We start from the raw sequence: 22,168 nt of genomic DNA on the forward strand, positions 1-22,168 counted from the left end.
AGGCGGTGAAGGATAGCCCCGTCGAGACGGGGCGTGTTGGTTGATCGCCGGCGCCATTCCGACCAGAGGCCGACCATCCTGGCTTGGTGGAACCTTCCCCAACGGAGCGGGGAAGGTCCTTGCATGCCGGTTCTTATTTGGCGTCTTCGATTGCGTTAACCAGCTGCGTCACGGCCTCGTCCGAGGTCTTGATCTGGCCGTGGACGAACTTCGAGACGACGTCCTTGTAGGCATTGGCGACGGCCGGCGGCGCGCCATAGCCTTGCGCCAGCGAACCGAACAGCGTGCCGCCTTCGTTGGCGGCCTTCAGGTCGGCGATGCCCTTCTTGCCGCAAGCGTCGAAGTCGGTGTCGGGCACGTCGGTGCGGGCCGGGACCGAGCCCTTGACGACATTGAACGCCGACTGGAAGCTCTTCGACAAGGTGGCGGTGGCCAAGGCGACCTGGGCAGCCTTGCGTTCCTCCGGAACGTCGAACATGCCGAACATGTCGGAGTTGTAGACCACGCTGCCGTCAGTGCCCGGGAAGCGATAGCACAGGAAGTCGGTGCCCGGGGTCTTCTTGGCGGCGTTGAATTCGCCCTTGGCCCAGTCGCCCATGACCTGCACCAGCGCATCGCCCTTGATGACCATGGCGGTGGCGAGGTTCCAGTCGCGGCCCGAGAAGTTCGGGTCGACATAGGTGACGAGCTTGGCGAGGTTGTCGAACGACTTCTTCATCGTGTCGGATTTCAGCTGCTCTTCGTCGAGGTCGTTGAAGGCCTTTTTGTAGAATTCAGGTCCGCCGGTCGACAGCACGACCGAATCGAACATGGTGGCTTCCTGCCAGTTCTGGCCGCCGAGCGCGAGCGGGATGACGCCCGCCGCCTTGGCCTTGTCGAGCAACGCGATGAATTCGTCGAAGGTCTTTGGCTCGGTGCCGCCGATCTTGTCCATCACCGCCTTGTTGATCCACAGCCAGTTGACGGAGTGGACGTTGACCGGAGCCGCGACCCACTTGCCGTCATAGACCGAGAATTTCTGCAGGGCGGCCGGAACGGATTTGTCCCAGCCTTCCTTTACCGCCGCCTCGGTCAGGTCGCCCATCACGCCGGCCGCGGCATAATCGAGCACGGTATAGCCGAGCATCTGGGAGGCGGTCGGGTAGTTGCCGGCCGCGACCATCGCCTTCAGCGCGGTCATGGCGGCGTCGCCGCCGCCGCCGGCCACGGGCACGTCCTTCCAGGCAAAGCCTTGCTTGGCCAGATCCTCCTTGAGCACGTTCAAGGCAGCCGCTTCGCCGCCAGACGTCCACCAATGCAGCATCTCGACTTCCTTGACGTCCTGGGCATGGGCCGCGAACGCAAGACCCGAGCCGAGAGCCGTTCCGATAAGCAATTTGCGCAACATGTACTTCCTCCCTTGTTGCAGCTACACGACCGGCGATTGTCCGCCGGGTTCTTCCCAACTCAGCCGACCCACCATCCGGTGCGCTGGCCGCGATGAAACTGGATCGTCTTTTCCTCGGTATAGTCCTCGACGGCGCGCTTGCCGAGTTCGCGTCCGAGACCGGACTGCTTGTAGCCGCCGAAAGGCAGCTCGGGATAACCTTCCATGAACGTGTTCACCCAAACGGTTCCCGAACGCACATTCCGCGCCACCGACATGCAGGTGTCGATGCTGGCGCTCCACACGCCCGCCGATAGACCATAGGGCGTGTTGTTGGCGATGCGCAACGCCTCTTCAATCGATCCAAACGTCAGCACCGACAGCACCGGGCCGAACACTTCTTCACGTGCAATGGCCATGTCTTCGGTGACGCCGCGAAGGATGGTCGGGTCGAGATACTGACCGGCACAGGAGGCGATCTGCTTGCCGCCGATATAGACGCTGCTTCCGTCGTTTGCCGCCGCCGCGATGTAGCCGGTGACCTTGGAAAGGTGCTCGGAAGAGATCATCGCGCCGACCTTGGTGCTGTCATCGAGCGGATCGCCGACGGCGACCCTGGCGGTGAGCGCCTTCACTGCGCCGAGGAAGTCGTCGGCAATCGCCTCATGGACGATCAGCCGGCTGCCGGCGTTGCAGCATTCGCCGGCGTTGAAGAAGCCGCCGAACACCGCCGCGTCGGCGGCGGCTTCGAGGTCGGCATCTGGAAAGACGATCTGGCCGTTCTTGCCGCCGAGCTCCATCGAGACCTTCTTCAGCGAGTCTGCAGCCGACGCCATGGTCATCTTGCCGACCCGGGTGGAGCCGGTGAACGACACCATCTCGACCAGCGGGTGGGCGACCATCGGCGCGCCGACATCGGCGCCCAGGCCGGCGAGGATGTTGACGACGCCGTCCGGCAAACCGGCCTGCATCAGGATGTCGCCGAGCACGAAGGTCGAGGCCGAGGTCATCTCGCTCGGCTTGACCACCGCCGTGCAGCCGGCGGCGAGCGCGAACGGCAGCTTCTGGCTGACGATGAGGAACGGAAAATTCCACGGCGTGATGATCGAGACGACGCCGATCGGTTCACGCAGCACGACGCCCAGCATGGCGTCGCCGAGATTGGCGTAGGTCTCGCCATGCAGCGTGCGGGCAAGCGCCGCGGCATAGCGCCAGATGTCGACGGCGCCGCCGATCTCGCCGCGCGCCTGGGCGATCGGCTTGCCGGATTCCAGCACGTCGAGCCGGGCAATCTCCTCGAGCCGCGCCTCGATCAGGTCCGCCGTCTTGAGCAGGATCGCGGCGCGCTCGCCGGCCTTCATGCGCGGCCACGGGCCGGTCTCGAAAGCCTTGTGCGCCGCCTGTACCGCCGCCTCGACTTCCGCCTCGCCGGCTTGCGCATAGCGCGAAACGGTGAAGCCGTGGCCAGGGCTGTTGCGCTCCAGCGTGCGGCCGTCGCGGGCATCGACGAACTTGCCGTCGATCAGCAGCCGGTAGGTCTTCGGTGCTGCGGATGCCTCGGCGGGCATGGCTATGGTGAGGGGCAAGTTCATGTGAGGTTCCGCTCGCATTCTCATGATCTTGAAAACGCTGGTTTCTGCTTGGCCTTGAAAGCGTCGACACCAGCCTTGAGGTCTCCGGTCAGCGCGATGAAGCCGCTGGCCAGCGCCTCGGTCGCGGCGGCACTTTCCTCGCCTTCGGCGACCGCGATCATCAGCTTGGCGGCCTCGGTTGCCAACGGGCCGCGCTCGGCGATCTTGCCGGCCCAGGCCTTGGCCTCGATGAACGCCTTGCCCGTGTCGACCACCCGGTCGACGATGCCCAGAGCGAGTGCTTCGGCCGCCACGAACGTCTCGCCGCCGATTGCCATGCGCCGCACCGTCTGCGCGCCGAAGCGGCGCACCGCGCGCTGCGTGCCGGACCAGCCGGGCACCACGCCGATCGAGGTTTCCGGCAAGCCTAATTTCACCTGCGCCTCGGCGACGCGGAAGTCTGTAGCCGCCGCCAGTTCCAGCCCGCCACCCAGCGCATGGCCGGACAGCGCGGCGATCGTCGGCTGCCGCAACCGCGCCAGCCGGTCGAAGACGCGGTGGCCATAGCGCACCCATTGCACCTGAAAATCGGCGGCGCTCATTTGCGACCAGGCTTCGACGTCGCCGCCGGCGCAAAAGCCCTTGCCTTCGCCGCACAGCAGCACGACGCGGACGCCGTCCGCGGCCTCTGCCGTATCGAGCGCGGCTTCCAGCGCGCGCAGCATCGGGATGTCGAGCGCGTTGAATTTCTCCGGCCGGCGCAGCGTGACGATGCCGATGGCACCGTCTGTTTCAAAGCTGACGAGACGCTCAGACATGCGCCCCTCCAAGCGAGGCGCCGCCATTGAGCGACAGTCCGATCGGCCGGTCACGATAGAGCGCGTCCGGCGTCACTTTCAGGTCGTTGGCGACGCCAAGCGGAACCTCGGCCTGCGCCAGCACGTCGCGCTGAAGATCGATGCCGGGTGCCAGCTCCGTCACCATCAGCCCATCCGGCGTCAGCTTCATGACGCAGCGCTCGGTGACATAGGTGATGTCCTGTCCTTGCGCGACGGCACGTTTTCCGGAGAAGGAGATGTGCTCGACCTCGCCGACCACTTTTTTGACCTTGCCTTCCCCGTCGATGCGGATGCCGCCATCGGCCAGCGACAGCTTGGCGCCAGCATTGAAGAAGCCGGAAAAGACGATCTTCTTCGCCCGCGCGGTGATGTCGACGAAGCCGCCGGCGCCGGCGGTGACGTGCGGCCTCGCCGAAAGCTTCGACACGTTGACCGAGCCATGGCGGTCGATCTGAAGGAAGGACAGCAGCGAGGCGTCGAAACCGCCGCCCTGGAAGTAGATGAACTGGTGTGGCGAAGGCATGAACGCGTCGGCGTTCGACGAGCAGCCGAACTTGAAATCGAGCAGCGGCACGCCGCCGACCGCGCCCTGTTCGATCACCCAGGTGACCTTGCCGTGCTGGCCTTCCTCGAGAAGGATGCGCGGCACGTTGGCCGAGATGCCGAAGCCGATGTTGACGGCCATGCCGTCGGCAAGCTCCATGGCGACGCGCCGGGCGATAACCTTCTGGACGCTCATCTCGGTATTGCGGAAGGTCGACAGCGGCCGGAAGATCTCGCCGGAGATCGCCGGGTCGTAGGAGGTCAGCGTCGTTTGCAACTGGTCGGGCGCCACCACGATGTGGTCGACCAGCACGCCGGGCACGCGCACGTCATGCGGCTTCAGCGTGCCGTTCTCGACGACCCGCTTGACCTGCGCGATGATGGTGCCGCCATTGTTGCGGGCAGCGAGCGCCTGTTCCAGCCCGCCGAGATAGGCGCCCTCATGCTCATAGGTCAGATTGCCGCGCTCATCGGCCGTCGTCGCCCGGATGATCGACACGTCAGGCACGATCGAGCGGAAATAGAGCCATTCCTCGCCGTCGAACTGCTGCACCGAAACGATCGGCTCGCTGGCGGCCGCGTTCATGGCGCAGCCCTGATGACGCGGGTCGGCGAAGGTGTCGAGGCCGACCTTGGTCAGCACGCCGGGGCGCTTGGCAGCGGCCTCGCGATGCATGTCGAACAATATGCCTGAGGGCACATTGTAGGCGGCGACCGAATTGTCGCCGATCATCTTCCAGATCTGCGGCGGCTCCGAAGAGGACGGGCCGGACGGATAGGAGCCGCAGAGCGTGCGCTTCAACAGGCCGGGCTTGGCCAGATGGTCGATACCCCTGATGCCGTACATGTCGCCGGCGGCGATCGGGTGCAGCGTCGTGATGTTCTTCGGATGGCCCTCCGCCTCGAAGTGCTCGCCGATCGCGGCGAGCACCGCATCCGGGCAGCCGAGACCGCTCGACGACGATACCGAAACGACCATGCCGTCCCTGATCAGGCTGGCGGCTTGGACTGCGGAGACGAGTTTGGTCATCCTGCGCCCCCGAGGTTCGGATCGATCGCGACTGACTTGCCGGACCTGGCGGATTGCAATGCCGCTTCGGCTGATGTCAACGACCAGACGCCGTCCTCGCCGGTGGCCGACGGCTGGCCTTCGCCACCGATCGCCTCATGGAATTGGCGCAGGGAACGGACATAGAGATCTTCGCGGTCGAAGCTCAATTCCTCCTCGCCTTTTGCGGTGCGCAGCAGCACAGCGCCGATCGGCTTCTGCGTCATCACATCTTTCGCGATCAGCGAGCCTTCGCTGCCATGCACCTCAAAGCCGGTGCCGGCGAATTTCGTCGTAAAACCCTCATGTGACTGGGCGATGACGCCCGATTTGAAGCGCCAGATGCACATGGCGCCGTCTTCCAGCCCGCCGCCGGCCATGCCTGCGGCCTGCGTGAACGCCGAAACGTCGAGCGGATCGTCGCCGAGCACGAAGCGCAGCGTGTCGGCATCGTGCACGGTGATGTCGAGCACGACGCCGCCGCCGGCTTCCGGCCTGGTGATGCGCCAGCCTTGCAAATTTTCAGGCAGATAGACGGAGTGGAAGGCGCGCGCGGCAATCGGCTTGCCGATGCGGCCGGCGGCAATGCTCTCGCGCATCGCCCGGTGCGAGCCGGCATTGCGCAGATGATGGTTGGTGCCGAGCACGATGCCGGCCGCTTTGGCCGCGGCGACCATTGTGCGCGCATCGGCGCTGGTCAGCGCCAGCGGCTTTTCGCACAACACATGTTTTCCCGCCGTGATGGCGGCTAGTGCCTGTTCGAGATGCAATTCGTTGGTGGTCGAGATGTAGACGGCGTCGATGTCGGAGCCGAGCAATGCATCGAGCGTCGAGACGGCAAGCGCAATGCCGTTCTCCCTGGCATAGGCAGTGGCGCGCTCCGGGCTGGAACTCATCACCGCCGCGATCTCGCCGTTCGGTTGCGCGCGGATGGCGTTGATCATGAATTGCCTGGCGATCGTGCTTGCGCCGATCAGTCCCCATTTCACGGTCATGCCGCGTCTCCCATTCCGGCAGGGCGATGAGGACCGCAACTGTCCCTGACGACGAGGTTGACGGCGCCGATATGATCCTCGGCGCGCGTGGTGCGCGACTGGATCATCCTCAGCATGACATGGGCGGCGCGCTCGCCGAGGCCTGCCGAATCCACCGCGACGCTGGTCAGCGTCGGCATGTAGTGCTGGGCTTCGATGACGTCGTCGAAGCCGACGACGGCGAAATCCGCGCCGGGCTCGAGGCCGCGCTTGCGCAGCGCCAGCATGACGCCGAATGCGACCGCATCGTTGAAGCACAGCGCCGCGGTCGGCGGATCGGCCATGGCGAGGGCCGTCTCCAGGCAGGCAATGCCGCCCTTGCGGCTGGTTTCGCCTTCGACGACCAGTGTATCGCGTTTGGCGATGCCAAGAGCCTCGCAGGCCTCGCGAAAACCGCCCAGCCGCTCGTGATAGACCACCAGGTCCGATGAGCCGCCGAAGAAGGCGAGCCGGCGATGCCCTTTGCCGATCAGATGGGCGGTGGCGAGCCAGGCGCCGCGATGATTGTCGGGCGCGATCACCGGGATGCGGCTTTCGGGGAGGCGGCGCATGGTGAAGACGATCGGAAGGCCCGCCATCTCGATGCGGCGGAACGCACCGGGAGTCGTGCCGCGCGCCGGCGATACGATCAGCCCGGCGACACCTTGCTCCATCAGCGATTTCAGCACCTCCTCCTGGCGCACCGGGTTCTCCGCCGTGTTGGCGATGAACGGCACGATCCCCGCCGACTGGAAGACGCGCTCCATGCCGACCGCCATTTCGGCGAAAAACGGGTTGGTGAGATCGTTGATGACCATGCCGATGACATTGGAATGGGCCTTGCGCAGATTGGCGGCGCCGCGGTTGTAGACATAGCCGACATCCTCGATCGCCTTGCGGACCTTCAGCGCGGTCTCAGGCCGGATCAGATCGCTGCCCTGCAGCACCAGCGACACCGTCGACTTGGACACGCCCGCCTCACGGGCAATGTCGAGTATCGTCGCTTTGGGCCTGCTGGCCATCCAGATCCGTCCTCCGGCATTTTCTGGTTCGAATTTATTGGAACGTTCTAATTCTGGGCTGCATTTGAGTCAATCAGAAATTTTCCCCAATTTGAAAAATCTGGCACTCGGCGGCTGAAAGCGGCGCTCTTAAACGGCTTTGTCGCGGCGATGCAGCATTTTTGGGGTGTGGATTGAGAATCAAAAATGTTCTTGATTTGTTGGAACGTTCCATTTAATAGGCGCGACCAAGGGAGAGATCGATGGACATTGCCTTGCCCGGTGAGGGCGGTCGCAGCACTCGCTACCGTCTTGTCGGCCAGCCGGTACAGCCGGTGACCGGCGCGCGGTTTTCGCGCATCGCCTATGCCGCCGCCCATGTCGTTGCCGATCCGCTCGCGATGACCGATCCATGGTCTCATCCTGCGGTCGACTGGGAGCGCACGATGGCGTTTCGCCATCATCTGTGGCGGCTCGGCTTCCGTGTCGCCGAGGCCATGGACACCTCGCAGCGTGGCATGGGTTTCGACTGGGCAAACGCCAGGAAATTGATCCGCCGCTCGATCGCCGAGGCGCGAACCGTCGAGGGCGCTGATCTCGCCTCAGGTGCCGGAACGGAGCATCTGGCGCCAGGCGCCGCCAGGACGCTCGACGATGTCATCGCGGCCTATGAAGAGCAGTTCGGTTTCATCGAAGGCCTGGGCGGCAAGGCGATCATGATGGCCAGCCGCGCGCTCGCGGCTGTCGCCAGGGGTCCCGAAGACTATGCAAGCGTCTATGAGCGCATCCTGTCGCAGGCATCCGGCAAGGTCATCCTGCACTGGCTGGGCGACATGTTCGATCCGGCGCTGAAGGGTTATTGGGGCAGCCATGATTTCGAGACTGCGCTCGATACGGTCGTCGCCATCATCGAACGCCACGCCGGCAAGGTCGAGGGCATCAAGATATCGCTGCTCGATGCCGGCAAAGAGGTTGCCCTGCGCAACCGGCTGCCGAAAGGGGCCGTCATGTTCACCGGCGACGACTTCAACTATCCCGAGCTGATCGCCGGCGACGGCGAAAGGCATTCGCACGCGCTGCTCGGGATTTTCGACGCCATCGCGCCGGTCGCCAATGCCGCGCTGGCGAGACTGGCCGCCGGCGACCGCTCAGGCTACGACGCGCTGATGGCGCCGACAGTGCCTTTGTCGCGAAAGATCTTCGAGGCGCCGACCGAGTATTACAAGGCCGGCATCGTCCTCATGGCCTGGCTGAACGGCCACCAGGACCATTTCTCGATGGTCGGCGGCATGCAGTCGGCGCGCGGCATTTGCCACTACGCCGATGTGTTCCGTCTTGCCGACCAGGCCGGATTGCTGGCCGACCCGGAGCTTGCCAGCACAAGAATGAAAAACTTGTGCGCCGTGGCGGGCGTCTGAGCGCCATACCACAAGAAGAGCTCGTCCGAATCTCCGATTTGCCTTGTCCGGGCAAATCTGTATGCGCTATGCGTCCGGTGCCGACCATCCGGCGCGCCGACGCCAGATTGTCATTGCGGCCGTTCTGCACAGGGATACCTCAATGGATTTCGACCTAAGGGGCAAGCGCGTTTTCGTGGCCGGGCATCGCGGCATGGTCGGCTCGGCCTTAGTGCGCAGGCTGGCGGACGAGGACTGCGAGGTCCTGACCGCATCCCGCGATGAACTCGACCTGATGGACCAGGCCGGCGTGCGGCGCTGGATGGCTGGCCACAGGCCGGACGCGGTGGTGATGGCGGCGGCCAAGGTCGGCGGTATCCTGGCAAACAACAGGTTGCCGGTCGATTTTCTGCAGGACAATCTCATCATGCAGACCAATGTTATCGAGAGCGCCTTCCGCAACGAAGTGCAGAAATTGCTGTTTCTCGGTTCGTCCTGCATCTATCCGAAGTTTGCGGCGCAGCCGATCTCCGAGGATGCCTTGCTGACCGGTCCGCTCGAGCCGACCAACGAATGGTATGCGATCGCCAAAATCGCTGGGCTGAAACTATGCCAGGCCTATCGGCGCCAATACGGTGTCGAGTACATCTCGGCGATGCCGACCAACCTCTATGGCCCCGGCGACAATTTCGACCTCTCCACCAGCCATGTCGTACCGGCCCTGATGCGCAAGGCGCACAAGGCCAAGCGCGCTGGCGACAAAACCCTGGAGGTCTGGGGATCGGGCACGCCGATGCGCGAGTTCCTGCATGTCGACGACGCCGCCGACGCTCTGGTCTGGCTGCTGAAAAACTATGCCGGCGACGGCCACGTCAATGTCGGCTCGGGTGAAGACATCACCATTGCCGAGCTGGCCCGCACCATGCTCTCCGTCGTCGGCGCCGATGCGGTGCTCACATTCGATGCGACGAAGCCGGACGGCACACCGCGCAAGCTGATGGACGTATCGCGGCTGTTTGCCACCGGCTGGCGCCCGCGGTACTCGCTTCAGAGCGGATTGGAGCAGACCTATGCCTGGTTTCTCCAGCATATTGAGACAGGTGACCTCCGCCTCGGCGCGGCTTGATCTCAATCGACGCTGATTGCTGCCACCAGACATGACGGCTTGGGCGGCCGTCTCTTGGCCATGGCCAATGCAAAATCGCTCGTCCGACACGGGTACGAGAGACGGCGGATTGTCTGGATGGTGGGCGTGACAGGGATTGAACCTGTGACCCCTGCAATGTCAATGCAGTGCTCTCCCGCTGAGCTACACGCCCATCCGAAGCCGCGCATACACCATTTTTGCCACGGCGCGTCAATAGCGGGAAAAAGGAAAGAAGGTTCGCCTTGCCACGCCGTCGAAGGCGCGCCGGAAGCCGGCGGCGGAAAGCGCGTCAGGCTGCCTGCAGCATCTTTTCGACCTCGTTGACGAGATCGCGCAGATGGAACGGCTTCGACAGCACCTTGGCGTCTTTCGGCGCCTTGGAATCCGGATTGAGCGCAACGGCGGCGAAGCCGGTGATAAACATGACCTTGAGGTCGGGATCAATCTCGGTGGCGCGGCGGGCGAGTTCTATGCCGTCCATCTCCGGCATGACGATATCGGTCAACAGCAGTGAGAAAGGCTCTTCGCGCAGCCGCTCATAGGCGCTGGCGCCATTGTCGAAATCGCTGACCTGGTAGCCGGCACGCTCCAGCGCCTTGACGAGGAACCGGCGCATGTCATCGTCGTCTTCCGCCAGTAAAATGCGTGCCATCTTATCCCGTCCGAATCACCCGCCCGGGACTGCCGTGGGGCAGCCCGTTAACCATCCTGTATATGAGGAGGTGAGGGTAAACATCAAGTGAACGATAAAGGCCCGATCCGCCTTAACCAAGCGGTCCGGACGCCGAAACGCTGGACATGCGGCCGGGGAGGTGGCACCTTTCAATCATGATGCATTGGTATTTCCGGGTTCGTCCAAATTGAAAACGGCAGCCGAGGATTTTTCGGTCGTTCCCCCCTTCGAAATCCGGTCGGGCGCCGAACAGCGCGTCCCCTTCCTCTTCAACTCGCCGCATAGCGGCCGACACTATCCGGACCGGTTCCTGGCGATGGCAAGGCTGGACCGAAACGCCATCCGCCGCTCCGAAGATTGCTATGTCGACGAATTGTTCGGCGGCGCCGTTGCGCTTGGCGCGCCGATGCTGGCGGCAAACTTCCCGCGCGCCTATCTCGACGTCAACCGGGAGCCCTGGGAACTCGATCCGCGCATGTTCGCCGAACCCGTGCCGTCGTTCTGCAACATCCGCTCGGCGCGCGTGGCCGGCGGGCTTGGCACTGTGCCCAAGCTGGTGGGAGAGGGGCTCGAAATCTATGCCGGCCGCTTGCCGCTGGCGGAAGCCGTCGCGCGCATCGAGGCCGTCTACAAGCCCTATCACGAGACGCTGAAACGGCTTTTGACCAGGACCCATGCGCGGTTCGGCTTTGCCGTGCTGATCGATTGCCACTCGATGCCGGCGAGCATCAGGGTCGGCGACAGCGGTGTCAGGCCAGACTTCATCGTCGGCGACCGTTTCGGCATGTCGGCCTCGGCAGCGTTGACCGAGACGGCGATCGGCCTGCTCATCGGCATGGGCTATACCGTCGCCCATAACAAGCCCTATGCCGGAGGCTTCATCACCGAGCACTATGGCCGCCCCGTGCGCCATCTCCATGCGCTGCAGATCGAGGTCAATCGCGGGCTTTACATGAACGAGCGGACGTTCCAGAAATCCGCCGGCTTCGATGCGCTCGCCGATGATCTGGCGCAATTCTCGGCCGACCTGATGGCAATGCCCGACCACAATTTTATCGATCTGCCGCTTGCCGCCGAATGATGCCGAAAATCGAAACGAGATCTTGCGCCAGACAAAGGCGTCGGCGTGCGGTCGGAACGCGCAATCCGGTGGAGGCCGCGCCGAAAAAAAGACCGCATCGTTTGCACGACACGGTCGAAGTCTAGGGAGGAAACGCCCAAGGAGGGCATGGACAGGAAAACCTGTCCGAGAACAAATCTATTGTGCGATGCACAAATGTCAAGCCGCCAACAGACGTTTTTAATTCACTATGATGTGGAAATTGCATATCGAGGGCGCCAGCGTTGCATTCGAGCAACAGTTGTCGACGCGCAAAAGTTCCGCACGCCCTTGTCTTGGCGCAAGACCGCAGGCAAACGACGGTTCCAGCAGGCTACATCGCGGGGAGACTCAGTTGGATATCAGCATCGATTTCATGCGGCGCCTTGCGGATGCCGCCGCAGCCGAAACCTTGCCGCGCTTCCGTAGCCAAGGCGCGGTCGCCAACAAGGAGCAAGGCAGCTTCGACCCGGTCACCGAGGCCGACCGCGAGGCCGAGCGGGTCATCCGCGCGCTTATTTCAGCGGAATATCCCGATCATGGCGTCCTCGGCGAGGAGCATGGCAGCGAGAACATTTCCAGCAGGCATGTCTGGGTGATCGATCCGATCGACGGCACCCGTGCCTTCATTTCCGGCCTGCCGGTGTGGGGAACGTTGGTCGGGCTGACGGTCGACGGCGATGCCGTTGCCGGCATGATGTCGCAGCCTTTTACCGGCGAGCTTTTCTACGCCAACGCGTCCGGTGCCCATTATGAAGGCCCGGGCGGACCGCGAAGGCTGACGACACGCAAGACGACAAGCCTCGCCGAGGCGACGCTGTTCACCACCACGCCGGCACTGTTCAAGGGAGACGCGCGCCTGCGCTACGACCTGTTCGAGCGGCAGGTCCAACTCGCCCGCTACGGCACCGACTGCTATGCCTTCGCCATGGTCGCGGCGGGAAGCGTCGACATCGTCGCCGACCCCGGTTTGAAACCCTACGATATCGTCGCGCTGATTCCGATCATCGAGAAGGCCGGCGGCGTCGTCACCACCTTCGAAGGCGGGCCGGCGGAAAGGGGCGGCGATATCCTGGCTGCGGCAACGCCGGAGCTTCATGCCGCCGCGATGGCGGCGCTGCGTGGCTGAGCCGGCTGGGCACGCGGGCCGGCGGAAAGGGGCGGCGATATCCTGGCTGCGGCAACGCCGGAGCTTCATGCCGCCGCGATGGCGGCGCTGCGTGGCTGAGCCGGCTGGGCAGCTGGCCGTTTCACAGCCCACGCTCCTGACGGGAGGGTGTCAGCAGCTCTCGGCTATGGAGACAATGTCACGGGAGGGAATCACATGCCGACGCAGTCAACAGCCAGCCGTTCCGAAAATGCTCCAGCAGAAAATGCTCCAGCAGAAAATACCCTGGGAGATGGCCGGGCCGATTTCGATTTCTTCTTCGGGCGCTGGAACGTCAGCCATCGAAGGTTGCAGGAGCGCCTACAAGGCGACACGAACTGGGACGTGTTTGGCGGGACATGCGAGGTGCGCCCGATCCTTGGCGGGCTCGGCAATGTCGACGACAATGTCATTGAATTGCCCGGCGGCGCCTATCGCGCCGCCACACTGCGGACCTTCGATCCGGCGACGAGACAATGGTCGATCTGGTGGATCGACGGCCGCAACCCGGCGACCATCGATGTTCCGATGCGCGGCGCCTTCGAAGCAGGCGTCGGCACGTTCCTGTGTGAAGACGTTTTCGACGGACGAAATATCCAGGTTCGCTTCCTGTGGTCGCGGATCACTGAAAAATCGGCGCGCTGGGAGCAGGCTTTTTCACCGGATGGCGGCGACATCTGGGAAACCAATTGGATCATGGATTTCGCCCGGCAAGTGTAGGCCGACGATCGGCTTGGCAGGTATTTTTCACCCCAAGTCATGTTTTCAAGCCAAGTCATGGATTTTCAATGAGTTGGAGCGGTCTTCTGCGCGTCCGGAGGGAGTGCGGCACTCAATCAGGCGGTGTCGTCGCATCCCGGGATGAAGGCATCGAAGGCGGCAAAGAACTGCTCGCGAAAAAAGTCGGCTTCCTGCAATATTTCATGGCGTGCGCCATCGATCACCAGCAGCGAGCCGAGCCGCAGGCGTCTGGTGTAGGTTTCCACCGCCTTGGTCGAGACGACCTGGTCGGCGCCGGCAGCGACCACCAGCAGGGGAACCTGGATCCTGGCCATGAAGTCGGGATCGCTGACGGCCTCGGAGGCCTCAGCCGCCGCTTTCAGCCAGCGAATCGTCGGGCCGCCGAGCGCCAGTTGCGGGTAGGTTTCGTAGATCAGCGTGTTGCGCCGATACCGCTCCGGATCCGATGTCACCATATTGGCGGCAAACGGAATGGTTCTTCTGGGCCGCGGACCCCAGGCGGCATAGAGGCTGCCAAGACCCAGCAGACAGAACAGCGAGCAGAGACGGCGAACGGTGGTTGTCGAGACCGGCAGGTCGGGAACGGCCAGGAATGGCGCGATCAGCACCATGCGCCGTACGCGGTTCACCATCGACGGCCCGGCAAGCAGCGTGATCACCGCCCCGGCCGAATGGGCCAGGATATAATATGGCCCCCGGCAGTCGGGCAGCACGATCTCCTCGAAGAACTGTTCCAGGTCGCGGGTGTAGTCGAAGAAGCTGCGGACATAGCCGCGGTCGCGGTCGCTGATCAGCCGGTCGGAACCGCCCTGGCCGCGCCAGTCAAAGGTGGCGACGCCAAAGCCGCGGTCGGCGAGGTTGCGAATGGTCTCGAAATACTTTTCGATGCACTCGTTGCGGCCGGTCAAGACGACCACAGTGCCCTTCATCGGACGGGCAACGGTGGGAAAGAGGCCGTAGCGGATCTTCTTGCCGTCGCGCGTGGTGAAGAAACCACCGGCCGCATTTTCCGGTAGCGGATTGCCCGGAATTTCGCGGAAGAGGGGAATTTCGCGGAAGGGGGGGATTTCGTCGGGGAGGTCCGTCATTCGGCGCTGCGTTTTAAGTGTCGCTGCCTGCATGGCGCAAGCTTTGGTAGGCATAGACGCCCATGCAGCAAAAGCAAAGGAATTCCGGACGCGTTGGAAGGCTGAAGAGGCAGCCAGCGAGTGAGGCCGAAAGCAGCTTGCGGCATGCTTCCGGCCCCCGTCGATCCGGGAGGAAGGGACGTTACACCCGGTCGGCCTCGTTTGCGGCATCTCGCGCACAGCCCCGAAAACCGCAGCCGATTTCGCTGTGAATCATGCGCAATCAAAGTGTTACAGCTTTCTTTTGCGTGTCCGAGAGGACGCGCGACGCGTAACCGCCGCCTGTTCCTTGATCCTGGAAGCAGTCTAGCGCGACTTAGCTGAACGCCCGCCGAAGCCGCGGTTCATCTGCCGTTCATCGAGGCGGCAGAATCTTGAAATGCCTTCTCGTGCTCCCCAAATGTCTGTTGCGGCCGCCAATGTCGGGGCCGCTGGCCCATCCGGAACGCCGTCACGGGTTTCGCACCGGCCATACGCAAACCTTGTTGCTCAACAGGAGAACACACTATGCGTCACGTTGATTTTTCCCCGCTCTATCGTTCGACCGTCGGTTTCGACCGGCTGTTCACAATGCTCGATTCGCTTGCGCAGCCGGAAGGCGCGCAGACCTATCCGCCCTACAACATCGAGCGCACCGGTGAGGATTCCTATCGCATCTCGATGGCGGTCGCCGGCTTCTCGGACGATGAGCTCTCGATCGAGGCTCACCGCAACGTTCTGACTGTCAAGGGTGAGCGCAAGGAGGAGGGCAATGGCGAAGCCTCCGAACTGCTCTATCGCGGTATCGCCAGCAGGGCCTTTGAGCGCCGCTTCCAGCTTGCCGACCATGTTGACGTCGTCGGCGCCTCGCTGAAGAACGGCCTGCTCTTCGTCGACCTCAAGCGCAATATTCCCGAGGAGTTGAAGCCCCGCAAGATCGCGATCACCGCGTCTTCGGCGAAGGCCAAGCAGATCGAGGCCAAGACCGCCGCGTAAGCTGCGTCACAAAGACGACCTCAGGGACGAAGGGCGGCGCTTGGCGCCGCCCTTTTTTATGGATGTGGATAAGGTGCCGCTATCCAGCAATTAGCTGGCCAAAGCGGTCGACCTCTTCGGTCGTGGTCGCAAAGCTGGTGACGAAGCGGTAGAGCGCCTCGTCCTCGCCGATATGGCCATCAAAGTCGTGCAGCTTGTGCCAGTCGTAGAAGGCGGCACCGGCCAAATGCAGCCGTTCGGCCTCGGCCTTTTTCATCACCGCGAACACTTCGTTGGCTTGCGGCTGCCAGGCCAGACGCGCCGACGGGGAATCCTCGATCAGTGCTGCGAGGCGTGCTGCCATGGCGTTGGCATGCCGGGCCGTGTCGAGCCACAGTTCGTCCTTGAAATAGGCTTCGAACTGCGCAGCGACGAAGCGCGATTTCGAGAACAATTGCGCCGCGCGCTTGCGCAGGAAGGCCAGTTCCCTGGCGCGGTCGAGGTCGAACAGCACGATAGCCTCGGCGCACCAGCAGCCGTTCTTGGTGCCGCCGAAAGAGAGGATGTCGACGCCACCCTTCCAGGTCATCTCCGCCGGTGTTGTTTCGAGCGCGACCAGCGCATTGGCGAAGCGGGCGCCATCCATGTGCAGGGGCAGTTTGTGATGCTTGGCGATCGCCGAAATCCTGGCAATTTCGTTCAGTGTGTAGATGGTGCCGACCTCGGTCGACTGGGTGATCGACACCGCCATCGGGCGCCCGGAATGGACGCTTTCAGGCGCGAACCGGCCGACTGCCCTGTCCAGCCTATTCGGATCGATCTTGCCCAGCGCACCGTCGACGGCATAGAGCCGTGAGCCGCCGGTAAAGTATTCAGGGGCGCCGCATTCATCCTCGATGACATGCGACTCTCGATGGCAAAAGGAAATGCCGCCTGATCTGTTGTAGGCGGTCAGCGACAGCGAATTGGCGGCGGTGCCGGTGGCCACGAAAAATACCGCGACCTCGCGCTCGAAGATTTCGTTGAAGCGCTGGTATGCGGCCTCGTCGAGGGCGCCGTCGCCATATGCGGTGGAAAAGCCGCCGGCATGGGCCGACAGGCCCGCGGCGATGCTGGGATGGGCGCCTGCCCAATTGTCGGAAGCGAAATTCATGCGTTTGCCTGTGCTGGGAAAATCGAGCCGACCTTGGCCGCTTTCGCATGCCGCTCGCAAGTGCCAAGCGGCGGAAAAGCGGGTAAAGCCAGCGAGAGGACGGGACTTAATGCCGCGACTGAAGGTTGCGTTTTGGCAGGGTAGCGCGTAATTTTCTGTCTCTAGATGCCCACGATTGTTGTGAATCGGTCTTGTGCGCATCCGCAATTTCTGTCATAAAAATTTAGGACAGTAGTGCTGTCTTATTTTGTCGCACAAAACAGGCTGGATTGGCGTATCATTGGGCCTCTCCGGCCGTTGCCGCGAGCGACAGGTGGACAGCCCGGCTCTGGCCTGTACGATTGCCGGATGCGAACCAGGTCGCCTGGTTCCGCAAGGATTTCGCAAGACGTGCCGCAAGGATGAGAGGGAAGCTCATGCGCTTCCCAACGGAAACCAGCGCCCTAAGGGCTGGCTTGGAGGACAGGACGATGACGGAAGTGACGCCATCTGCGACGAACGGCCCGGCCGCGCAGACGAAAGCGCCAGCCGTCAAAAATCCGTCCATCGCCACTGGCCTGTCCGGGTTTGGGCGGACCCATACCGGGTTCGCCGCCCACGGCCTTTACGATCCGCGCAACGAGCACGATGCCTGCGGCGTCGGCTTCATCGTCAACATGAAGGGCGTGAAGTCGCATCAGATCGTCACGGACGGCCTGGCGATGCTCGAAAATTTGACGCATCGCGGCGCCGTCGGCGCCGACCCGCTGATGGGCGACGGTGCCGGCGTGCTGGTGCAGCTTCCCGATCGCTTCTTCCGCGAGGAAATGGCCAGCCAGGGCGTCGAACTGCCCAAGCCCGGCCACTACGCCGTCGGCCATGTGTTCATGCCGCGCGATCCTGAGCTTCAGGCGCATATCGAAGGCATCATCGCCGAGGTCGCGCAGCTCGAAGGCCAGCCGCTGCTCGGCTTCCGCGACGTGCCGGTCGACAATTCATCGCTGTCAAAGGCGCCTGATATCGCTGCTTCCGAACCGGTCCAGCGGCAGGTGTTTCTGGGTCGTGGCGCCGAGATCGAGAGCGACGACGACTACGAGCGGCGGCTCTACATCCTGCGCAAGGTCATTTCCGGCCGTATCCATGAAGAGACCAAGGGCGTCGACAATGGCTTCTACGTCGTGTCGATGTCATCGCGGACCATCGTCTACAAGGGCATGTTCCTGGCCTATCAGGTCGGCGCCTATTACAAGGATCTGACCGATCCGCGTTTCGAGACGGCGCTGATCCTCGTCCACCAGCGTTTCTCGACCAACACCTTCCCGTCGTGGAAGCTGGCGCATCCCTATCGCATGGTCGCCCACAATGGCGAGATCAACACGCTGCGCGGCAACGTCAACTGGATGGCGGCGCGGCAGGCCTCGGTCGATTCCGAACTGTTCGGCAACGACATCTCCAAGCTGTGGCCGATCTCCTATGAGGGGCAGTCGGACACCGCCTGTTTCGACAATGCGCTCGAATTCCTGACGCAGGGCGGCTACTCGCTCGCTCACGCGATGATGATGCTGATCCCTGAGGCCTGGGCCGGCAACAAGCTGATGGATCAAGATCGCAAGGCCTTTTATGAATACCACGCCGCCCTGATGGAGCCGTGGGACGGGCCGGCGGCGGTGGCCTTCACCGACGGCCGCCAGATCGGCGCCACGCTCGACCGCAACGGGCTGCGCCCGGCGCGCTACATCGTCACCGACGACGATCGCGTCATCATGGCCTCGGAAGCCGGCGTGCTGCCGGTGCCGGAGGAAAGGATCGTCAAGAAGTGGCGGCTGCAGCCCGGCCGCATGCTGCTGATCGACCTGGAGAAGGGTCGCATCGTTTCCGACGAGGAGATCAAGTCGGAGATCGCGACCAGGCATCCCTACAAGAGCTGGCTCGCCAACACCCAGCTCATCCTCGAAGACCTGAAGCCGGTCGAGCCGCGGGCGCTGCGCAGGGACGTCAGCCTGCTCGATCGCCAGCAGGCGTTCGGCTTTACCCAGGAAGACACCAAGCTGTTGATGTCGCCGATGGCGACCACCGGCCAGGAAGCGGTCGGCTCGATGGGCACCGACACGCCTATTTCGGCGATGTCGGACAGATCGAAGCTGCTCTACACCTATTTCAAGCAGAACTTCGCCCAGGTCACCAACCCGCCGATCGACCCGATCCGCGAGGAACTGGTGATGAGCCTGGTCTCGTTCATCGGGCCGAGGCCTAACATCTTCGACCTCGTCGGCAATTCGCGTCGCAAGCGGCTCGAAGTGCGCCAGCCGATCCTGACCAATGGCGATCTTGAGAAGATCCGCTCCATCGGTCATACCGAGGACCGTTTCGACACCAAGACAATCGACATCACCTATGCCTCGAGCGAAGGCGCGGCCGGCATGCAGGGCGCCATCGACCGGCTGTGCGAGCGCGCTGAGGCGGCGGTCGCCGGCGGCTACAACATCATCATCCTGTCCGACCGTCAGCTCGGGCCGGACCGCATCGCGATTCCGGCATTGCTGGCGACGGCGGCGGTCCACCATCATTTGATCCGCAAGGGATTGCGGACGTCGGTGGGGCTCGTCGTCGAGTCCGGCGAACCGCGCGAGGTGCATCATTTCTGCTGCCTTGCGGGTTATGGCGCCGAGGCGATCAATCCCTATCTCGCCTTCGACACGCTGCTCGACATGCACAAGCGCCGCGAGCTGCCGGCCGAAGTCGACGCCAATGAGGTCGTCTCCCGCTACATCAAGTCGATCGGCAAGGGCATTCTCAAGGTGATGTCGAAGATGGGCATCTCGACCTACCAGTCCTATTGCGGCGCGCAGATCTTCGACGCCATCGGGCTGAAGACCGATTTCGTGCAGAAATATTTCACCGGCACCGCGACGCTGATCGAAGGCGTCGGGCTGGAAGAGATCGCGGCCGAGACGGTCAGCCGCCACGCCGACGGCTTCGGCAACGACCCGGTGCTGCGCAACAGCCTCGAGGTCGGCGGCGAATACATGTTCCGCATGCGCGGCGAAGCGCATATCTGGTCGCCCGATGCGGTGGCCACCCTGCAGCACGCCGTGCGCCAGGGATCGTGGCAGACGTTCAAGGACTATTCCGCTCAGATCGACAGCGAGACGGCGCGGGCGCAGAGCATTCGCGGCCTGTTCAAGATCAGGCTAGCCGAAGAAAGCGGGCGCAAGAAGGTCGCGCTCGACGAGGTCATGTCGGCTGCCGATATCGTCAAGCGGTTCTCGACCGGAGCGATGTCCTTCGGCTCGATCTCCAGGGAAGCGCACACCACGCTGGCGCGCGCCATGAACGCCATCGGCGGCAAGTCGAACACCGGCGAGGGCGGCGAAGAGGCCGACCGTTACCTGCCGCTGCCGGGCGGCGGCAAGAACCCCGAGCGTTCGGCGATCAAGCAGGTCGCTTCCGGGCGTTTTGGCGTGACGGCGGAATATCTGGTGAATTCCGATGTGATGCAGATCAAGGTCGCGCAAGGCGCGAAGCCCGGCGAGGGCGGTCAGCTGCCCGGTCATAAGGTCGATGCCACCATTGCCAAGGTCAGGCATTCGACGCCCGGAGTCGGCCTGATCTCGCCGCCGCCGCATCACGACATCTACTCGATCGAGGATCTGGCGCAGCTCATCTACGACCTCAAGAACGTCAACCCGGCGGCGGATGTCTCGGTCAAGCTGGTCTCGGAAGTCGGTGTCGGCACGGTTGCGGCCGGCGTCGCCAAGGCGCGCGCCGATCACATCACCATTTCCGGCTATGACGGCGGCACCGGCGCATCGCCGCTGACCTCGCTCAAGCACGCCGGCAGCCCGTGGGAAATGGGCCTTGCCGAGACGCACCAGACGCTGGTGCTCAACGGCCTCAGGTCGCGCGTCGCGCTGCAGGTCGATGGCGGCCTGCGCACCGGCCGCGACGTCGTCATCGGCGCGCTGCTTGGCGCCGACGAATTCGGCTTCTCGACCGCGCCGCTGATCGCGGCCGGCTGCATCATGATGCGCAAGTGCCATCTCAACACCTGCCCGGTCGGCGTCGCGACGCAGGATCCGGTGTTGCGCAAGCGCTTCAAGGGCACGCCGGAACATGTCATCAACTTCTTCTTCTATGTTGCGGAAGAGGTCCGTGCGCTGCTCGCCGAGATGGGCTACACCCACCTCGACCAGATCATCGGCGACACCGAACTGTTGGAAAAGCGGGCACTGATCCAGCACTGGAAGGCGCGCGGGCTCGATTTCAGCAAGATGTTCTTCAAGCCGCATGCCCCGCATGAGGCGGTGCACTGGACCGAGCGGCAGAAGCATCCGATCGACGACGTGCTCGACCGCAAGCTGATCGAGTTGGCCAAGCCGGCGCTGGAAGCCAGGCAGCCGGTCAGCATCGAACTGCCGATCCGCAATGTCGACCGTTCGACCGGCGCCATGCTGTCGGGCGAGGTGGCAAAGCGCTTCAAGCACAAGGGCCTGCGCGAGGACACGATCTCGGTGAAGCTCACCGGCACCGCCGGCCAGTCCTTCGGCGCCTTCCTGGCGCGGGGGGTTTCGTTCGAGCTGGTCGGTGCGGCCAATGACTATGTTGGCAAGGGCCTGTCGGGCGGCCGCATCGTCATCCGCCCGCCTGAGAACACGAAGATCGTCGCAGCGGAGTCGATCATCGTCGGCAACACGGTGCTTTACGGCGCGACCGAGGGCGAGGCCTATTTCTGCGGCGTCGCCGGCGAGCGTTTTGCGGTTCGCAATTCGGGCGTGGCCGCCGTCGTCGAAGGCGTTGGCGACCATGGCTGCGAGTACATGACCGGCGGCATTGTCGTCGTCATCGGCCAGACCGGCCGCAACTTTGCCGCCGGCATGTCGGGCGGCGTCGCCTATGTGCTCGACGAGGAGGGTGATTTTGCCGAGCGGTGCAACATGGCGATGGTCGAACTGGAACCCGTTCCCGAAGAAGACGACCTGATGGAGAAACTGCTCCATCATGGCGGCGACCTCGACCACAAAGGCCGCGTCGACGTGTCCGGCGACATGACCAGCCATGATGAGGAGCGGCTGTATCAGCTGATCTCGAACCACGTCCATTACACGGGTTCGGTGCGCGGCCGCGAGATCCTCGACAACTGGGCGGCTTTCCGGCCGAAATTCCGGAAGATCATGCCGGTCGAATACCGCCGCGCGCTGATCGAAATGGAACGCATGCGCATGGGCGTTGCGGCGGAATAGGCTTTGGGAGTTGCCGGGAAGCCAAGCTTCCCGGTCGACGCCTTCATCAACAATCCTGGCCTCGGACTGAAGGTTGCCATGGCTGCCTTATGAGGTTAACGGGTGCGTCGTCGAGCGCGCCATCTGGACA

At 63.4% G+C, this 22,168-nt stretch carries 16 protein-coding genes and 1 tRNA gene; 7 read left to right on the forward strand and 10 right to left on the reverse strand.

Going from position 1 to position 22,168, the window contains the following annotated elements; genetic code table 11:
- Nucleotides 1-133: 133 nt before the first annotated feature.
- Genes NMG70_RS17460 through NMG70_RS17485 form a run of 6 tightly spaced genes read right to left on the reverse strand, consistent with a single transcriptional unit; the run spans nucleotide 134 to nucleotide 7,402 of the window.
- Nucleotides 134-1,387, reverse strand: coding sequence for an ABC transporter substrate-binding protein (locus tag NMG70_RS17460; protein WP_254025698.1), 1,254 nt, complete (start codon nucleotides 1,385-1,387; stop codon nucleotides 134-136).
- A 59-nt stretch (nucleotides 1,388-1,446) separates the two neighbouring features.
- Nucleotides 1,447-2,934 (reverse strand): aldehyde dehydrogenase family protein, encoded by a 1,488-nt coding sequence (locus tag NMG70_RS17465; protein ID WP_436798415.1) that lies wholly within the window; start codon nucleotides 2,932-2,934, stop codon nucleotides 1,447-1,449.
- A gap of 44 nt (nucleotides 2,935-2,978) precedes the next feature.
- Nucleotides 2,979-3,755 (reverse strand): enoyl-CoA hydratase/isomerase family protein, encoded by a 777-nt coding sequence (locus NMG70_RS17470; protein ID WP_254025700.1) that lies wholly within the window; start codon nucleotides 3,753-3,755, stop codon nucleotides 2,979-2,981.
- Entirely contained in the window at nucleotides 3,748-5,349 is a 1,602-nt protein-coding gene (locus tag NMG70_RS17475) for an acyl CoA:acetate/3-ketoacid CoA transferase (protein WP_254025701.1), read from the reverse strand. Before NMG70_RS17475 ends, NMG70_RS17470 begins: the two co-directional genes overlap by 8 nt.
- Entirely contained in the window at nucleotides 5,346-6,362 is a 1,017-nt protein-coding gene (locus NMG70_RS17480; protein ID WP_254025702.1) for a Gfo/Idh/MocA family protein, read from the reverse strand. Before NMG70_RS17480 ends, NMG70_RS17475 begins: the two co-directional genes overlap by 4 nt.
- Nucleotides 6,359-7,402: a LacI family DNA-binding transcriptional regulator gene (locus NMG70_RS17485; RefSeq protein ID WP_254025703.1), complete on the reverse strand. Its 1,044-nt coding sequence runs from the start codon at nucleotides 7,400-7,402 to the stop codon at nucleotides 6,359-6,361. Before NMG70_RS17485 ends, NMG70_RS17480 begins: the two co-directional genes overlap by 4 nt.
- 242 nt (nucleotides 7,403-7,644) lie before the next feature.
- Here NMG70_RS17485 and NMG70_RS17490 point away from each other — a divergent pair, with 242 nt between their 5' ends.
- Nucleotides 7,645-8,799, forward strand: a complete 1,155-nt coding sequence (locus NMG70_RS17490) for a dihydrodipicolinate synthase family protein (RefSeq protein WP_254025704.1) — start codon at nucleotides 7,645-7,647, stop codon at nucleotides 8,797-8,799.
- Between the two features lie 142 nt (nucleotides 8,800-8,941).
- Complete coding sequence (gene fcl, locus NMG70_RS17495) at nucleotides 8,942-9,904, forward strand: GDP-L-fucose synthase (RefSeq protein ID WP_254025705.1); 963 nt, start codon at nucleotides 8,942-8,944, stop codon at nucleotides 9,902-9,904.
- 118 nt (nucleotides 9,905-10,022) lie between these two features.
- Here fcl and NMG70_RS17500 read toward each other — a convergent pair.
- Both NMG70_RS17500 and cpdR read right to left on the reverse strand, forming a co-directional pair.
- Nucleotides 10,023-10,097 (reverse strand) — tRNA-Val (locus NMG70_RS17500).
- A 117-nt stretch (nucleotides 10,098-10,214) separates the two neighbouring features.
- Nucleotides 10,215-10,577 carry a cell cycle two-component system response regulator CpdR gene (cpdR, locus tag NMG70_RS17505; RefSeq protein WP_006199474.1) on the reverse strand — a complete coding sequence of 121 codons (363 nt, stop codon included), beginning with the start codon at nucleotides 10,575-10,577 and terminating at the stop codon, nucleotides 10,215-10,217.
- 160 nt (nucleotides 10,578-10,737) lie between these two features.
- On the opposite strand from cpdR, the gene NMG70_RS17510 reads away from it, so the two are divergent.
- From NMG70_RS17510 to NMG70_RS17525, 3 genes are all read left to right on the forward strand, one after another.
- The gene (locus NMG70_RS17510; RefSeq protein WP_254025706.1) at nucleotides 10,738-11,679 is read left to right on the forward strand and encodes an N-formylglutamate amidohydrolase; all 942 of its coding nucleotides are present in this window, start codon (nucleotides 10,738-10,740) and stop codon (nucleotides 11,677-11,679) included.
- A 373-nt stretch (nucleotides 11,680-12,052) separates the two neighbouring features.
- Nucleotides 12,053-12,826 (forward strand): histidinol-phosphatase, encoded by a 774-nt coding sequence (hisN, locus tag NMG70_RS17515; protein ID WP_254025707.1) that lies wholly within the window; start codon nucleotides 12,053-12,055, stop codon nucleotides 12,824-12,826.
- 195 nt (nucleotides 12,827-13,021) lie between these two features.
- Nucleotides 13,022-13,564 (forward strand): DUF1579 domain-containing protein, encoded by a 543-nt coding sequence (locus NMG70_RS17525; RefSeq protein WP_254025708.1) that lies wholly within the window; start codon nucleotides 13,022-13,024, stop codon nucleotides 13,562-13,564.
- Nucleotides 13,565-13,680: 116 nt separating this feature from the next.
- On the opposite strand, the gene NMG70_RS17530 is transcribed toward NMG70_RS17525, so the two are convergent.
- A complete protein-coding gene (locus NMG70_RS17530; protein ID WP_254025709.1) occupies nucleotides 13,681-14,673 on the reverse strand; it encodes an alpha/beta fold hydrolase in 993 nt (330 codons plus the stop codon).
- A 546-nt stretch (nucleotides 14,674-15,219) separates the two neighbouring features.
- Here NMG70_RS17530 and NMG70_RS17535 point away from each other — a divergent pair.
- A complete protein-coding gene (locus NMG70_RS17535; protein ID WP_254025710.1) occupies nucleotides 15,220-15,687 on the forward strand; it encodes an Hsp20 family protein in 468 nt (155 codons plus the stop codon).
- A gap of 79 nt (nucleotides 15,688-15,766) precedes the next feature.
- Here the strand turns inward: NMG70_RS17535 and NMG70_RS17540 are convergent, their stop codons facing one another.
- Entirely contained in the window at nucleotides 15,767-16,819 is a 1,053-nt protein-coding gene (locus NMG70_RS17540) for a threonine aldolase family protein (protein WP_254025711.1), read from the reverse strand.
- A gap of 470 nt (nucleotides 16,820-17,289) precedes the next feature.
- On the opposite strand from NMG70_RS17540, the gene gltB reads away from it, so the two are divergent.
- A complete protein-coding gene (gltB, locus tag NMG70_RS17545) occupies nucleotides 17,290-22,038 on the forward strand; it encodes a glutamate synthase large subunit (protein ID WP_254025712.1) in 4,749 nt (1,582 codons plus the stop codon).
- The last annotated feature ends 130 nt before the right edge of the window (nucleotides 22,039-22,168 follow it).

This window comes from Mesorhizobium ventifaucium (assembly GCF_935822925.1).
In the GTDB taxonomy this organism is placed as follows: Bacteria; Pseudomonadota; Alphaproteobacteria; order Rhizobiales; family Rhizobiaceae; genus Mesorhizobium; species Mesorhizobium ventifaucium.

Excerpts from the sequence above, each read along its gene's own strand:
- NMG70_RS17475 (WP_254025701.1), bottom strand. The coding sequence starts at position 5,349 with ATGACCAAACTCGTCTCCGCAGTCCAAGCCGCCAGCCTGATCAGGGAC.
- NMG70_RS17470 (WP_254025700.1), bottom strand. The coding sequence starts at position 3,755 with ATGTCTGAGCGTCTCGTCAGCTTTGAAACAGACGGTGCCATCGGCATC.
- NMG70_RS17460 (WP_254025698.1), bottom strand. The coding sequence starts at position 1,387 with ATGTTGCGCAAATTGCTTATCGGAACGGCTCTCGGCTCGGGTCTTGCG.
- NMG70_RS17485 (WP_254025703.1), bottom strand. The coding sequence starts at position 7,402 with ATGGCCAGCAGGCCCAAAGCGACGATACTCGACATTGCCCGTGAGGCG.
- NMG70_RS17465 (WP_436798415.1), bottom strand. The coding sequence starts at position 2,934 with ATGCCCGCCGAGGCATCCGCAGCACCGAAGACCTACCGGCTGCTGATC.
- NMG70_RS17535 (WP_254025710.1), top strand. The coding sequence starts at position 15,220 with ATGCGTCACGTTGATTTTTCCCCGCTCTATCGTTCGACCGTCGGTTTC.
- cpdR (WP_006199474.1), bottom strand. The coding sequence starts at position 10,577 with ATGGCACGCATTTTACTGGCGGAAGACGACGATGACATGCGCCGGTTC.
- NMG70_RS17525 (WP_254025708.1), top strand. The coding sequence starts at position 13,022 with ATGCCGACGCAGTCAACAGCCAGCCGTTCCGAAAATGCTCCAGCAGAA.
- NMG70_RS17480 (WP_254025702.1), bottom strand. The coding sequence starts at position 6,362 with ATGACCGTGAAATGGGGACTGATCGGCGCAAGCACGATCGCCAGGCAA.
- fcl (WP_254025705.1), top strand. The coding sequence starts at position 8,942 with ATGGATTTCGACCTAAGGGGCAAGCGCGTTTTCGTGGCCGGGCATCGC.
- gltB (WP_254025712.1), top strand. The coding sequence starts at position 17,290 with ATGACGGAAGTGACGCCATCTGCGACGAACGGCCCGGCCGCGCAGACG.
- NMG70_RS17490 (WP_254025704.1), top strand. The coding sequence starts at position 7,645 with ATGGACATTGCCTTGCCCGGTGAGGGCGGTCGCAGCACTCGCTACCGT.
- NMG70_RS17540 (WP_254025711.1), bottom strand. The coding sequence starts at position 16,819 with ATGAATTTCGCTTCCGACAATTGGGCAGGCGCCCATCCCAGCATCGCC.
- NMG70_RS17530 (WP_254025709.1), bottom strand. The coding sequence starts at position 14,673 with ATGACGGACCTCCCCGACGAAATCCCCCCCTTCCGCGAAATTCCCCTC.